Origin of the sequence: Chryseobacterium sp. CP-77 (assembly GCF_036362765.1) — a bacterium.
Classification (GTDB): Bacteria; Bacteroidota; Bacteroidia; order Flavobacteriales; family Weeksellaceae; genus Chryseobacterium; species Chryseobacterium cupriresistens.
This window is the reverse complement of the sequence record NZ_CP143637.1, coordinates 2862994-2878582: the sequence shown is the minus strand read 5'-3', so window position 1 is coordinate 2878582 and position 15589 is coordinate 2862994. Positions and strand designations below refer to the sequence as shown.

The 15589-nt window shown below is 37.0% G+C and carries 11 protein-coding genes; all 11 read left to right on the top strand.

Annotated features, from left to right (window positions below; genetic code table 11):
• Positions 1-10: 10 nt before the first annotated feature.
• The 11 genes from lpxB to V0410_RS12735 all read left to right on the top strand — a co-directional run bounded on the left by lpxB (position 11) and on the right by V0410_RS12735 (position 15514).
• Positions 11-1114 (top strand): lipid-A-disaccharide synthase, encoded by a 1104-nt coding sequence (gene lpxB / locus V0410_RS12785; protein ID WP_330743818.1) that lies wholly within the window; start codon positions 11-13, stop codon positions 1112-1114.
• A gap of 40 nt (positions 1115-1154) precedes the next feature.
• Positions 1155-2246: a glycoside hydrolase family 99 protein gene (locus V0410_RS12780; protein WP_330743816.1), complete on the top strand. Its 1092-nt coding sequence runs from the start codon at positions 1155-1157 to the stop codon at positions 2244-2246.
• Between the two features lie 141 nt (positions 2247-2387).
• Positions 2388-4160, top strand: a complete 1773-nt coding sequence (locus V0410_RS12775) for a ComEC/Rec2 family competence protein (RefSeq protein WP_330743814.1) — start codon at positions 2388-2390, stop codon at positions 4158-4160.
• Between the two features lie 145 nt (positions 4161-4305).
• On the top strand, positions 4306-4968 hold the full coding sequence (locus V0410_RS12770; RefSeq protein ID WP_062675783.1) for a succinate dehydrogenase cytochrome b subunit: 663 nt from the start codon (positions 4306-4308) through the stop codon (positions 4966-4968).
• A 15-nt stretch (positions 4969-4983) separates the two neighbouring features.
• Complete coding sequence (locus V0410_RS12765; RefSeq protein ID WP_110008262.1) at positions 4984-6996, top strand: fumarate reductase/succinate dehydrogenase flavoprotein subunit; 2013 nt, start codon at positions 4984-4986, stop codon at positions 6994-6996.
• A 24-nt stretch (positions 6997-7020) separates the two neighbouring features.
• Positions 7021-7788 carry a succinate dehydrogenase/fumarate reductase iron-sulfur subunit gene (locus tag V0410_RS12760; protein WP_062675785.1) on the top strand — a complete coding sequence of 256 codons (768 nt, stop codon included), beginning with the start codon at positions 7021-7023 and terminating at the stop codon, positions 7786-7788.
• Positions 7789-8097: 309 nt separating this feature from the next.
• On the top strand, positions 8098-9639 hold the full coding sequence (locus tag V0410_RS12755) for a TlpA family protein disulfide reductase (RefSeq protein WP_227944177.1): 1542 nt from the start codon (positions 8098-8100) through the stop codon (positions 9637-9639).
• Positions 9640-9747: 108 nt separating this feature from the next.
• Positions 9748-11160 (top strand): 23S rRNA (uracil(1939)-C(5))-methyltransferase RlmD, encoded by a 1413-nt coding sequence (gene rlmD / locus V0410_RS12750; protein WP_330743805.1) that lies wholly within the window; start codon positions 9748-9750, stop codon positions 11158-11160.
• A gap of 30 nt (positions 11161-11190) precedes the next feature.
• The gene (locus V0410_RS12745) at positions 11191-11667 is read left to right on the top strand and encodes a hypothetical protein (protein ID WP_330743804.1); all 477 of its coding nucleotides are present in this window, start codon (positions 11191-11193) and stop codon (positions 11665-11667) included.
• Complete coding sequence (locus V0410_RS12740) at positions 11633-12298, top strand: DUF6048 family protein (protein WP_330743802.1); 666 nt, start codon at positions 11633-11635, stop codon at positions 12296-12298. Before V0410_RS12745 ends, V0410_RS12740 begins: the two co-directional genes overlap by 35 nt.
• Before the next feature lie 180 nt (positions 12299-12478).
• Complete coding sequence (locus V0410_RS12735) at positions 12479-15514, top strand: reprolysin-like metallopeptidase (protein ID WP_330743800.1); 3036 nt, start codon at positions 12479-12481, stop codon at positions 15512-15514.
• The last annotated feature ends 75 nt before the right edge of the window (positions 15515-15589 follow it).

The window sequence follows — 15589 nt, the reverse complement described above, 5'->3', positions numbered from 1 at the left end:
TACTATAGAAATGAAGTATTATATTATTGCAGGAGAAGCTTCCGGTGATTTGCATGGAAGCAACCTGATGAAAGCCTTAAAACACAAGGATCCCCAAGCGGAATTCAGATTTTGGGGTGGTGACCTGATGAAAGCTCAGGGAGGAACCCTGGTAAAACATTACCGTGACCTTGCTTTTATGGGATTTCTGGAAGTGGTGATGAACCTCCGTACTATTCTGAATAATATTAAATTCTGTAAAGAGGACATTCAGAAAAACAGACCTGATGTCCTGATTCTGGTAGATTATCCTGGATTCAATCTGAGAATTGCAAGATTTGCCAAAGAGTTGGGAATTAAAGTTGTTTATTATATTTCTCCACAGCTTTGGGCATGGAAAGAAGGTCGCGTAGAGATTATCAAAAAATATGTGGATGAAATGATGGTGATTCTCCCTTTTGAAGAAGATTTTTATAGAAAACACGGCGTTCACTCTCATTTTGTTGGTCATCCTTTGCTGGATGCTATTTCGGATCTGCAGGAAATCAGTATTGAAAAATTCAAATCGGAGCATGGCTTGAACGAAAAAGAAATCATAGCATTGCTGCCCGGTTCGAGAGAACAGGAGGTGGAAAAAATGCTTGAAATCATGCTTTCCGTAAGACCGCAGTTTCAAAACTATCAGTTTGTGATTGCCGGAGCCCCAAGTCTTCCAAAAGAATTTTATCAGAAATATGTAGATGATAATGTTCATTTTGTTTCCAATAAAACTTATGATCTGCTAAGATGCTCAAAGGCGGCTCTTGTGACTTCCGGAACTGCAACGCTGGAAACAGCTTTGCTGAATATCCCTGAAGTAGTCTGTTATCGTGGAAGTAAAATTTCCTATGCTATTGCTAAAAGATTGGTGAAAAATATCAATTATATTTCTCTGGTTAATCTGATTATGGACAGAGAAGTCGTAAAAGAATTGATTCAGAATGATCTGAATACTAAAAATCTGGTAGAAGAGCTTACTAAAATTTTGTCAGGAGAGAAAAGGGAACAGGTTCTGAATGATTATAACCTTCTGAGAGAAAAGCTCGGTGGAAAAGGCGCAAGTGAGCATGCTGCTGAGGTGATATTGAAAGTATAGTCTTTATCAATCTTTTGAGAATTTAATCTACATTGTAACTATGAATTATTTTAACCGTTTTCTTCTATTATTAACGTTAACATTATTTTTCTCAAACAGTTTTGCCCAGCAGAATGATGAAAGAGATAAAGTCCAGATATTTTATTACGGCTGGTACGGAAACCCTGCAACGGACGGAAGTTATCAGCACTGGAACCATGAAATCCTTCCCCACTGGAGCAACCCGAAATGGAATAATATGGGCCATTACACAGGAGGAGATGATATCGGAGCAAATTTTTATCCGGCGCTTGGCAACTACAGCTCCAATGATCCGAAAACCATCGAACAGCATATGAAAATGATTAAAGACTCCGGAGTGGGAGTGGTTGTGGTAAGCTGGCTGGGAAAAGATTCGTTCACGGATAAAAGTCTTATCAAATATCTGGATATTGCTGATCGCTTTGATTTAAAAATTGCCTTTCATATTGAGCCGTTCTATAAAAATACATCAGAATTAAAAGAACAGCTTTCTTACCTTGTAAAGACGTATTCCAATCATCACGCATTTTATAAAAAAGAAGGGAAGCCTTTGTTTTATGTTTACGACAGTTATAAAATTCCCAAAGAAGAATGGATTAAAATATTATCTGAAAAAGGAGAAAAAACAGTCAGGAATACAGAGCTGGATGCTCTTTATATCGGGCTTTGGGTGGAGAAAGATGATGCTAAATTTTTTAATAACTCAGGTTTTGACGGTTTCTATACTTATTTTGCCAGTGAAGGGTTTGTGTATGGAAGTACAACAGCCAACTGGGATTTTATGGCCCGATTTGCTAAAGATCATCATCTGATTTTTATTCCGTGTGTAGGTCCTGGTTATTCCGATACAAGAATCCGCCCGTGGAATGAAGCCAATTTCAAAAGCAGAGACAACGGAAAATATTATGAGAAGATGTTTGATGCTGCTGTTAAAGTAAATCCTGAGTTTATTGGAATAACATCATTTAATGAATGGCATGAAGGAACACAAATAGAGCCTGCTGTTCCTAAAAAAGCAGGTAATTTCAAATATGAAGATTACGGTAAAGACCCTTTATTTTATATCAAAGAAACAAAGCGTTTGACGGATAAATTTCTGAAAAAGAAATAATATACTTTTAAATGTAATTTTTAAAATAAAAAATAAAGCGTTCTGTTGACATTTTTAATGAAGACAGAGCGCTTATTTAGTTCTTTAAGAGTTTATAAATTCTGCTTTAGTTACCTATTTTAAAAGGATAATTAATGGAAATTGAACAAGCAGCCTCTTCTTATTCTGGCAGTATGTTTTATTCTTGGAATTCTTTTTCAGGATAAAATAGCATTGGCGGAATGTTTTATTGATGGTGTTGCTGTAACTTGTTTGGTCCTGCTTGTTTTAATCTGCTTTCATTCTTATTTTCTACATAAAGCAAAAACTGTTTTACTGATGCTCCTAATGTTTGGAGCAGGCATTATTCTTCATTTTTATAATACCTCTTTGTCAGACGATAAGCTTCTGATAAAGAAACATGAAACAGTTACATTTAAGATCTCTCAGAAATTAAATTCTTCTGAAAAGTATAGAAAATATGAAGGAATAATCCGGAAAGGGAGTACATCTTTCAATGCAATTCTATATGTTCCAAAAGACAGGAAAGAACTGGATTTTATTCACTACTACAAAGCTGAGGCTTATATTACGCAACCTCAGGCGCCAACATATGATTTTCAGTTCGATTATGCCCAATACCTCAAAAGGAAACATATTCATTACCAGATTTATATTTCAGAAGGAATTGTTTCTGCGGAACGGAATGATTTAGCATGGGCAGACCGGCTTAAACAATACAGGTTTGAGGTTCTTAGAAAAATAGATAAAACAGCAATTTCAGAAAAAACTAAAGAATTTCTAAAAGGTATTATTCTGGCGGATAGAACAGAAATTGATGCAGGCACTGTAAGAGATTTTAATAGGTCAGGACTGGTTCATTTTCTGGCCATTTCCGGAACTCATATTGTGGTTGTTTTTGGGATTTTTTATTTTTTACTGACTCGTTTTATAACCTTAAAACTCAGAAAATACGCGGTCATTCTCAGTTTGATTTTCATCTGGTTGTTTGCCGCTTTTATCGGATTGGGTAATTCAGTATTGCGGTCATGCATCATGTTGAGTGTTTATTTTATTTTCGTCTTGCTTCAACGAAAGCCGGATCTCCTTCACTCACTGGCCTTGTCTGCTTTTTTTATTCTGATTGGAGATACCCAGCAGCTTTTTGATGTGGGTTTTCAGCTTAGCTTTCTGGCTGTTTTGGGAATTTACTGGTTGAATCAGCCATTGCTGAAATGCTTTCCAAAGCAGGATAATGATATTAAAAAACTTTTGTATAACACCATTACACTTTCTTTATCAGCACAGTTGGCAACACTTCCTCTGGTGCTCTGTTATTTTCACCAGTTTTCATTCATATCAATTATTGCCAATGTAGTCATTGTTCCTTTTTCTGAAATTATCATTGTCTTTTCATTTGTAATGACCGGTCTTATTTCTTTGGGAATTGATTTTGATCTTATAAACAGAGTGTATGATGAAGTTATTCAGGTTCTGCTGAAGATGATCCATTGGTTTGCTGAGGTTGATTTTCTTTTCTTTGAAAATATTCCAATGAGTGGAATAGAAGTGATATCAGCATCGGTGTTTGTATATTGGTTAAGGCCGGCTATTCTGAAATTCAATGTGAAAAATAGGATGAGTTTGGTGACCGCAGTTTTACTCTTTCTGATGATAAGAAGCGGAATCACGGCTTTTGAACATCAGAAAGAAGAGATATTGGTTCATCATTTTAATAAAAGCATCGTTTTTTCAGTAAAAAATGGTAGCAGAGTATGTTTCTGGATTTCGGATATGAAAAATAAGGCGGAGGTTTTACAGTATATAATCAACCCATATTGTGCATCCAGAAGAGTAGACCATTTTGAGATAAAAACCTTGTCACCCTCCATTCAAAAAGTAGTTTTCAGAGATAAGACTTATGATCTGAAATGACGGTTCTGAATTTAGCCATTTTCCTGTATTTATAACGGGTGAAAATCTTATTTAGAAAGATTACAAACTGTCTATTTGTGAGATTTCTCACTTTTCGATATTGTTAAACTTTCTTAATTTTGTGGAAATTCAAATTTAAACTTATATGGCAGGTTTAACGAGTTCTACGATAGGTAGAAAATACGCTATGGCATTATCAGCTCTGTTTTTGCTGATTTTTCTTATACTGCATTTGACAACCAATTTGTTATCAGTTCTAAACAAGGATGCATTCAATACAGCATCTGACTTTATGGGCTATAATCCTTTTGTGCAGTTCTTAATGCAGCCTATTCTTGGTTTTGCAGTAATTTTCCATTTTGTAATGGGATTTGTACTTGAGATCAAGAATAATAAAGCGCGTCCGGTAAAGTATGCAGCAAACAACGCATCTGTGAATTCTTCATGGATGTCCAGAAATATGATTATTTCAGGAGCTGTTATTTTAGCTTTCTTGGCGCTTCACTTATATGATTTCTGGCTACACGAAATGAATTACAAGTATGTAGAAGGATTGACTCCTGATGCAGAACGTTTCTGGCCTGAGCTTCATGAAAAGTTTGCTGATCTTTGGAGAGTGGCTTTATATGTAATCTCTTTTGTTTTGTTAGGATTACACTTAGCTCACGGATTCCAGTCTTCATTCCAGTCTATCGGTGCCAGACATCCAAAATATACGCCGGTGATCAAAGCTTTCGGGAAATGGTATTCAATTCTTATCCCTGCAGGATTCATCATCGTAGCAGTTTTCCATTTTATAACTCAATAATATCAATATACTAATATGAGTAAATTAGATTCAAGAATTCCAGCGGGTCCTCTTAAAGACAAGTGGAAAAATCATAAAGACCATATGAACCTTGTTGCACCAAACAACAGAGATAAGATTGATATTATTGTTGTAGGTACAGGTTTGGCAGGAGGTTCTGCAGCAGCTACATTAGCTGAGCAAGGATACAACGTAAAAGCATTCTGCTACCAGGATTCTCCAAGAAGAGCTCACTCGATTGCAGCTCAGGGAGGGATCAACGCAGCTAAGAATTACCAGGGAGATGGTGACTCTACTTACAGATTATTCTACGATACCATCAAAGGTGGTGACTATAGAGCAAGAGAAGCTAACGTTTACAGATTAGCTGAAGTTTCTGCAAATATTATTGACCAGTGTGTTTCCCAGGGGGTTCCTTTCGGAAGAGATTACGGTGGCCAGCTGGATAACCGTTCATTTGGTGGGGTTCAGGTAAAAAGAACTTTCTACGCAAAAGGACAAACCGGACAGCAGTTATTATTAGGTGCCTATTCTGCAATGAGTCGTCAGATCGGTAAAGGAAGAATTAAGATGTACAACCGTCATGAGATGTTGGATCTTGTTATTGTTGACGGAAAAGCAAGAGGGATTATCGCAAGAAACCTTGTAACAGGTGAAATTGAAAGACACTCTGCTCACGCAGTGGTAATTGCTTCAGGAGGATACGGAAACGTATATTTCCTTTCTACCAACGCAATGGGATCTAACGTTTCAGCTGCGTGGAAAATCCACAAGAAAGGAGCTTACTTCGCAAACCCATGCTACGTACAGATTCACCCTACTTGTATCCCTGTTCACGGAACACAGCAGTCTAAACTGACTTTGATGTCTGAATCATTAAGAAACTCAGGAAGAATCTGGGTTCCTAAGAAAATTGAAGATTCAGTAGCGATCAGAGAAGGTAAATTAAGACCTGAAAATATTAAAGAAGAAGATAGAGATTATTATCTGGAAAGAAGATATCCTGCATTCGGTAACCTTGTACCTAGAGACGTAGCTTCCAGAGCTGCTAAGGAAAGATGTGATGCCGGATACGGAATTGAAAATAATGATACTAAAGAAGGTGTTTACCTTGATTTCTCTACAGAGATCATGAAAAAAGGTAAAGAAGCCGCTATCGAAAAGCATATTCATAATCCTACAGATCAGCAGATCTATGATCTTGGTAAAAAGTGGGTTGAGGAGAAGTATGGTAACTTATTCGTAATGTACGAAAAAATTACAGCTGATGATCCTTACAAAACTCCAATGAAGATTTATCCTGCGGTTCACTATACAATGGGTGGTGTATGGGTTGATTATAACCTTCAGTCTACGATCCCTGGATGTTTCGTAATCGGTGAGGCTAACTTCTCAGATCACGGGGCAAACAGATTAGGTGCGTCTGCATTGATGCAGGGTCTTGCTGACGGATATTTTGTACTTCCTTACACGATTGCAGATTACCTTTCTGCAGATATCAGAACAGGAACTATTCCTACCAATTCAGCACCATTTGACGAGGCTGAAAAAGGAATTAAAGAGAAAATTAATTTCTTCTTAAACAATAAAGGAACTCACTCTGTAGACTATTTCCACAAGCAGTTAGGAAACATCATGTGGAATAAAGTAGGAATGGGAAGAACTCCTGAAGGTTTAAGAGAAGCAATTAAGGAAATTGAAGAAGTAAGAAACAACTTCTGGAAAAACGTAAAAGTTCCGGGAGAAGGAGAAGGAATGAACACTGAGCTTGAAAAAGCATTCAGAGTAGCAGACTTCCTTGAGCTTGGACAATTAATGGCTATCGATGCACTACATAGAAACGAATCTTGTGGTGGACATTTCCGTGAAGACCATTCAACTCCGGATGGAGAAGCGGAAAGAGATGACGTAAACTACAAATACGTCGGAGCTTGGGAATATCAGGGAGACGATATCAACGCGGAAGTGTTGCATAAAGAAGAACTGATCTACGAGAACATCGAGGTTAAAACTAGAAGTTATAAATAATCTCCAACCTATAAATATAACATTATGAGTGCAAAAAAAGGCTTACATCTTACGCTGAAAATTTGGAGACAAAAAAATAGTAAAACTAAAGGTCAGTTTGAGACCTATAAAATATCAGATGTATCTACAGACTCTTCATTTTTAGAGATGTTAGATATCCTGAACGAAAATTTAATTAACGAAGGAAAAGAACCTATCGCTTTCGACCACGACTGTCGTGAGGGAATCTGCGGTATGTGTTCTCTTTACATCAATGGTAGAGCTCATGGACCTGATACAGGTATCACAACTTGTCAGCTTCACATGAGAATGTTCAAAGATGGAGAGACTATCGTTATTGAACCTTGGAGAAGTGCTGCTTTCCCTGTTATCAAAGACTTGATGGTAGACAGAAGCGCATTCGACAGAGTAATGGCAGCAGGAGGTTTCATTTCTGTAAACACTTCCGGTAATACACTGGATGCTAACGCGATTCCTGTTCCGAAAGAAGATGCAGATAAAGCAATGGATGCTGCAGCTTGTATCGGATGTGGAGCTTGTGTAGCGACATGTAAAAACGGATCTGCAATGTTATTCGTTGGAGCAAAAGTTTCTCAGTATGCATTACTTCCACAAGGTAGAGTAGAAGCTAAGAGAAGAGTTCTGAACATGGTGAAAGCTATGGATGAGGAAGGATTCGGAAACTGTTCAAATACCGGAGCATGTGAAGTAGAGTGCCCTAAAGGTATTTCTCTTGAAAACATTGCGAGAATGAACAGAGAATACATGGCTGCTCTTGTAGATCAAGGATAGAATTGATTCAAATACATAGAAAATCGCCTTCATTTTTGGAGGCGATTTTTTTATGAAAAAGAAGACTCTGTTAAAGTTTGTTAACTTATGGCCGGATCTTCGTCATTCTTTATTTATTAACTATATATTTGAAAGGTAGTTGAATCGTTTTTATGAAAAAGCTTTCAAATGCTTTTTACCATCAAAAAGGTGTCATTCAATAATTGGAATACCCCTTTTGAACGGTAATAATAAATTTTTTAAAAAAAATAATTAGTGTGAATTAGCAAGCCCTAAAAAGCGTATTTTTGTGTAATATTAAAAATTGAAATGAAAAAATATCTTTTATTGTTTATCATCACATTCTTTGTGATGTCTTGTTCAAAAAAAGTAGAAGTAAAAGGAAAAATTACCGGAAGCTCACCATTGGAAAGAATTGAATTTGTAGAAGCTTCAGGAGTAGGAACCCTGCCTTTAATTAATATAGGTCTCGATAAAGACGGAAACTTTTCAGGAAGTTTTGATGCTCCTAAGGATGGGATGTACGTAATCAACTACGCAGGCAGACAAAGCCTGATCTATCTTGAAGGAGGACAAAAAGTGAATATCTCAGGAAACGGAGCTACCTTCCCAAATGAATATGTGATTACCGGAGATGCTAAAAAGAATAATGATTTCCTTACAGCTTCTCAGAAGTTTTTAGCTGAATATGGTAATAAAGTTAACTTAGGCGCTTTGATGGCAGGTGATGAAGCAGCATTTTTAAAAGGGATGCATAAAATTGAAGCGGATATTAATAAAAACGTAGATGACCTTGCTAAGAAAAATAATCCAAGCAAAGGATTATTAGAGTGGAAAAAAAATGATGTGAAAGTAACCATTCTTAATTTGCTTGCCAACTATGAAATGTCTCACGGTCCTATGTCCGGAAACCCTTCTTACAAATCATCTAAAGCTTTTAAAGATTATGAAACCCAGTTAGAAACAGACAAAGAAGCAATGGTGAAAACTATTCCTCTTTACAGACAATATCTGCTGGTAAAAATGACTCCTGATTTCCAGAAATATGCTGAAGCAAACAGCAAAGGAAAAACAGGTATTACAACTTCTGAGATGTTTGCCCAGTATTTAAAAACTAAAAAAGATTTATCTCAAACAACAAAAGATTATCTTCTTGCATTTGTAATGGCCCAGGCTGATATTCATCCAACAACTCCGGCTGCCAATATCGACAAGATTAAGAAGATCATCGATTCAGATATTAAAGATGCTACTATTAAAAGCGACCTTTTAAAAATGCAGGTAGCGATTACAGGACTTAAAATCGGAGAGGCAGCTCCCGAAGCAGCTTTAGCAAAACAAGACGGAAAAGCTTACAAGCTTTCTGAAAACAAAGGAAAACCTTATATGCTGTTCTTCTATGCTTCATGGAACCCTTACATCAGCGAAGCTACCGTACCTGTATTAAAAGAAGTCGTAAACTTCTATAAGTCTAAAATGAATTTTGTATTTGTAAACGTTGATGATACAAAAGACCAGTTCATTAAAACTAGTAATTCTTTATTAAAAGGAATTCAGGGAGTAAATGTTTACGGAGAAGGAGGATTGAACTCAGATATCGCTAAGAAATATGGCGTATACGGATTCAAATTGCCTTGCTTTGTCATCATCGATAAAGACGGTAAAATTGCCAGCAGGTCTTTCGTGAACCTTGGTGAGCAGGAATTGGTGACCATTCTTGATAAACTGACAGGTCTTTCTGCTCCGAAAGTAGATCCGAATGCACAAATGCAGCCACAACTGCAGCTTGATCCATCTGCAATGCAGCAAGCTCCACAGCCAGCAAATCCACAGCCGGCTCCAACAAAATAATAAACTTTAACACTGTATAGAAACCTTATCTTCGGATAAGGTTTTTTTTATTGTATTTTTGCAAACTGGAACGTAAAAGTTTCAATTAGGAAAATAGAAAATTTTAGAATGAGTAGGAAGAAAAAAAGAGATCTGACTCTTGAAAATATAAAATTGTTGACTGCCGGAGCAAAAGGCGTGGCAATAGGAAAAACAGAGGAAGGTAAAACAGTAATGGTAACAGGCGCAATTCCAGGAGATATTGTGAATGTGAGAGTGAAGAAAGCCAAGTCAAAATATTATGAAGGCGAAGCCATTGAAGTTCTTGAAAAATCACCTTACAGAGTAGAACCTAAATGTATTCACTTCGGTACCTGCGGAGGGTGCAAGTGGCAGAATATGAGCTATGAAAAACAGCTTGATTTTAAACAGGAAGAAGTTTACAATAATATCAAAAGAATCGGAGGAATTGATGACTTTGAAACGGTGCCGATTCTAGGATCTGAAGAACAATATTTTTATAGAAATAAAATGGAGTTTTCCTTCTCTAATGCGAGATGGCTTACTCAATATGAAATCAGCTCCGAAGAAAATTTCGGAAGCAAAGATGCCTTAGGTTTTCATATTCCGGGAATGTGGAGCAAGATTCTTGATTTGAAAGAGTGTTTCCTTCAGGAAGATCCTTCCAATGCCATTAGACTGGCTGTAAAAGAATATGGCGTTAATACTGGCCTTGACTTTTTTGATGTGAGAAATCAGGAAGGTTTCTTAAGAACCTTAATGATGAGACAGAACTCCAAAGGAGAGTGGATGGTTCTTTTCCAGCTTTACAGGGAAGAAAAAGAAAACAGAGAAAAACTTTTTGAATTCTTATTAGGCAAATTCCCGCAGATTAAAACATTGGTGTATGCTATTAATCCTAAGCAGAATGACTCTATTTATGATTTAAATATCAATGTATATTTCGGGGAAGGTTACCTTATGGAAGAAATGGACGGACTGCAGTTTAAGATCGGCCCGAAATCATTCTTTCAGACCAACTACAAACAGGCGCTGGAGCTATACAGAAAAACATTGGAGTTTGCAGATCTTAAAGGAGATGAAGTAGTGTATGACCTTTATACAGGAACAGGAACAATCGCCCAGTATGTAGCAAGAAATGCAAAACAGGTGATCGGAATAGAATCTGTACAGGAAGCCATAGACGCAGCAATAGAACACGCCGCATTGAACGGATTGACAAACACAACGTTCTATTGTGGAGATATGAAAGATATTTTCAATGATGAATTTATGGCCAACCACCCTAAAGCAGATGTGCTAATCACGGATCCTCCAAGAGACGGAATGCATCAGAAGGTTGTAGAGCAGATTTTAAAACTTTCACCTGAAAAAGTAGTTTATGTAAGCTGTAACTCAGCAACACAGGCTAGAGATCTTGCACTGATGAAAGATCATTATACTTTAGTAAAGATCTTACCGGTAGATATGTTCCCGCAAACGCACCATGTTGAGAACATTGCATTGCTTGTTAAAAAATAAATTATTTAAATTTGAATTTCAAATCTTAATATGAAGTACTTTAAATTTCTCATAGCAATCTGCTTTTTAGGAATGTTTTTTTCCTGTGGCGGAGATGATGATATCTGTGAAAGCGGAGAAGGAACCCCCAGAATGAAGGTAGGTTTCAGAACATTGGCGGAAGGAAAGGATACAACCATAGATACATTGTATGTATCAGTAGACTATGGCGGAGGAAAGGTGGATTTGGGAAAACTTGCCAACATTGATTCCAGGTTAATTCCTTTACGTGTAGACAACTCACCCTATACGGATGTTTATTTCAAAACCAGATTCAAAGGCCCGGAGTCTCATGTAAGAATCAGCTATAGTTCAAAGTCTACCTATGTATCTCCGGGATGCGGAATCAAAAAATCTTATGAGAATTTAAGTTCAGAATTAGTAACTCCGAATCCTGTTCTGAAACTGGAAGCCGGGCAAAATCAAATAGAGAATGAAGACAAGACTAATCTTTACCTTTCTTTTTAGTTTATTGGGAATAATAAGCTGGGCACAAGAGAAAAAAAAGGAAGCAGAGAAGAAAGTTCATGAGAAATATGAACCCAATTTTATGGTTGGGCTTGATGTTCTGAACACCGGAGCCGGATTCTTTTCAGACAGAAAACTGTATCAGGGATTTATTTCGTCAAAGATAAAAGGAAATCTGCATGCTATTGCGGAAGCAGGTTTTGAAAAGAATGTGTACCAGAAGAATGGTTATGATGCAAAGGCAAGCGGTCCCTTCGTTAAGTTGGGGGCTTTCTATATGCTGGCAAAAGATGCAGAGAATGAATTCAACGGATTTTATGCTGGAGGAAAAGCAGCAGGGTCATTCTATAACCAGGAATATATGGCAATCCCCGTTCGCGGATTTGGAGGTAGTAATTCCTCTGAAGCATTTCCTTCATCCTCTCAGTCTTCTTTCTGGCTTGAAGGTACGTTGGGGGGCAGAGTGCAATTGTTTAGTTCCAATTTTTATATAGATGTAAATCTTCAGCCACGATATATGGTTTACACTTCCAAACAGGATGATATTTCTCCAATGATCGTTCCCGGTTTTGGAAGAAGTTCCTCAAAGTTTAATATGGGGTTTGCATGGAATATTGCTTATAAGTTCTAAAAATAGTAATACATAAGTTTTAAAATACATAAAATACAAACTTTAGATTGTTCTAAAGTTTGTATTTTTTTTAATAAATATACTCATTGGATGTATAATGTTAAAAAATAATAACTTATTTTATTTATGTGAGTTATAAAATAGCTATATTTGGCGGAAATTATAATTGTGTTTTAATTTATGAAAAGAGTATTTACTGCTTTAATGTTAACTTGTATAGGAGGGGCAGTGTTCGGGCAATGGACACCAACTTCTCTTAAAAAAGGAGACGACAACAAAAGAAGTACAGGATTTAGAGTAGATCAATCTAATGTAAGAGGTAACGGGTACTATAAACTGGACCTTAACTTACTGAGATCTCAGCTGAAGAATGCACAGGAAATGGGAGCCAATTCCACTCCTGTAGTAATTTCTCTTCCTACTATGAGTGGGAAGATTGAAAGGTTTAATGTATACAGTTTTCCGGTAGTTGTAAAAGAGCTGGCAGACAAGTATGAATTGGGATCTTATGTTGGAACAAGTGTCGATGACCCTACCAAATATTTAAGATTCAGTATCGCTCCTAATGATTTTCAGTCAATGATTATCCATGGAGATAAATATGAATTTATCGATCCGGCATCAGCAGACAAAACCGTTTATGCTGTTCATCCTAAAACAAAAAAGGATAAAAACGGTTTCCTGTGTTCTACAGAAGAATCTCCTGCTGCTAAGAAGGATATAGATGCTTTATTGAAAAATGGACAGTCTTTTTCTAATCAGCCAACAACTTTTAACAAAAGTTCTGATAAGAAATACAGAACAATGAGACTGGCAATGTCTGTTACAGGTGAGTATACACAATACTTTATGACACTTGCAAACGTGCCTGCCACTGCTACGGATGACGAGAAAAGAGCTCCTGCTCTTGTTGCTATCAATAATACCCTAACCAGAGTAAATGGAGTTTTTGAGAAAGATTTTGCATTGCACCTGAACCTGCAGAACTTTCCCAATGTAATTTATATTGATCCGGCAACCGATCCATATGCTGCTGCTGCAACGGGATCACAAGGAGCTTGGAATACACAGCTGCAAGCAGCTCTGACAGCCAATGTTGGAGATACCAATTATGATATCGGACACTTGTTCGGTAAATCAGGAGGTGGAGGAAATGCCGGATGTATCGGATGTGTATGTATCAATCCTACAACTGCAGTTCCTAAAGGAAAAGGTTCAGGATTTACTTCTCCGGCGAATGGAATCCCGTCTGGTGACGCTTTTGATATTGATTATGTTGCACACGAAATGGGGCACCAGTTAGGAGCTAACCATACTTTCTCTCATAATCTTGAAGGAAGCGGAGTCAATATGGAACCAGGTTCAGGAACAACGATCATGGGATATGCAGGTATTACCGGCCCTGATACAGATGTTCAGCAAAACTCTGATCCTTATTTCCATAAAGCAAGTATCGGTCAGGTACAGGCTAATTTAATTGCAAAAACTTGTGATGTAGAAACTACAATCACCAACAATCCACCGGTAATTGCTGATCTTCCAACATATACCATACCTAAAGGTACTGCTTTTGCTTTAACAGGTTCTGCTACAGATCCTGAAAATGATCCAATGACTTATTCCTGGGAAGAGGTAGATGATGCTTCAGTTTCTATTGATAAGTATAATTTAGGAAATACAACATCAGGAGCTTCATTCAGATCTGCTGCTCCAAACGCAAGCCCGACAAGATACTTCCCGAAATTTACTTCTGTAATGAACGGAGTATTAAATAATGCGAACAATACATGGGAAGCTGTATCTACTAAGGCAAGAACTACAAATTTTGCATTAACGGTAAGAGATAATAATTCCAATGTAGCCCAACAGCAATCTGCTTTTAAAATTCAGACTATTGTTGTAGGAGATAATGGTCCTTTCAGATTAGCTAACCAATATGCTGATGTGAATACGCCAACGCCAATTCAGTGGATTGTTGCCAATACCAATGCAGCTCCTTATAATGTTGCGAACGTAAAAATTGACTATACTACAGATAACGGTACAAACTGGACTGTATTATCTGCTTCAACACCTAACGACGGAACTGAAAACTTTACTTTCCCTTCTTCATTGAATGGTCAGACTATTAAAGTAAGAGTTTCTTCAATAGGAAATGTTTTCTATGCAGTAGGACCTGTCACTATTGCACCTCTATCTGCTTGTAGCAGTGCTGCGCCAACTAACGTTGTGGTAAGCAATATCACCGTGTCTTCAGGAAGTGTATCCTGGATGTCTTATACTGGTGCAACTTATAAAGTACGTTACAGAAAAGTAGGTACAACAGTTTGGACTGAAGCAGATACATCAGTGCCTTCAATCAACCTGAACAGTTTAATTGATGGTACTACGTATGAAGTTCAGGTAGCATTAGTTTGTGGAAGTACAGTAGGAACATATTCTGCATCTGTGAACTTTAGTACACCTTCACTTACTTATTGTACAGCTTCTACAACAAATGCAAACTATGAGTATATTGCGAATGTAACTGTAGCAAATATAAATAATACTTCAGCAAGCAGTACTTATACAAACTATACAACGAATTCAGCTCTTCAGATTAACTTAACAAAAGGAAATACATATCCTATATCTGTTAAAGTAGGCAACCCTGATGTTGCAGATTATGATGCTGTAGCCGCATTTATTGACTTTAACAAGGATGGTATTTTCAGTGATTCGGAAAGAGTATTGAATTATCCGGTGACTTTAACACAGCCATCAACGGTAGTAAGTGGAAACTTTGCGATTCCTAGTAATGCAGTAGAAGGACAGCCATTAAGAATGAGAGTTGTAGCATTCTTCGTTGGTGCCGGTACAGGGAATGGAAACGTTGGTCTGTCATTACCTGCAGAATATGTATGTGATGTTAATTTCCAATATGGAGAAATTGAAGACTATAATGTAGTGATCACGGGTAACCTTTCTACTTCTGAAAACGATGTTAAAAATAATGGTATTCAGATTTATCCAAATCCTGCAACTGATGTTTTAAATATTACTAAAGTTTCAGATAAAGCAACTTATAAAATTTATAGTGCTGCCGGACAATTAGTAGACAGAGGAAATATCAATAATGGAAAAGTAAATGTTTCAGCTTTAGTTAAAGGTGGTTATATAATTACCATTGATGATAAAGGAATTGAACAATTCAAATCTAAATTTATCAAGAAATAAAGATAACCTTTAAATATTAGTAAATCCCCGGAACTTCCCGGGGATTTCTTTATTTAGATCATAAGTAGTTAATTT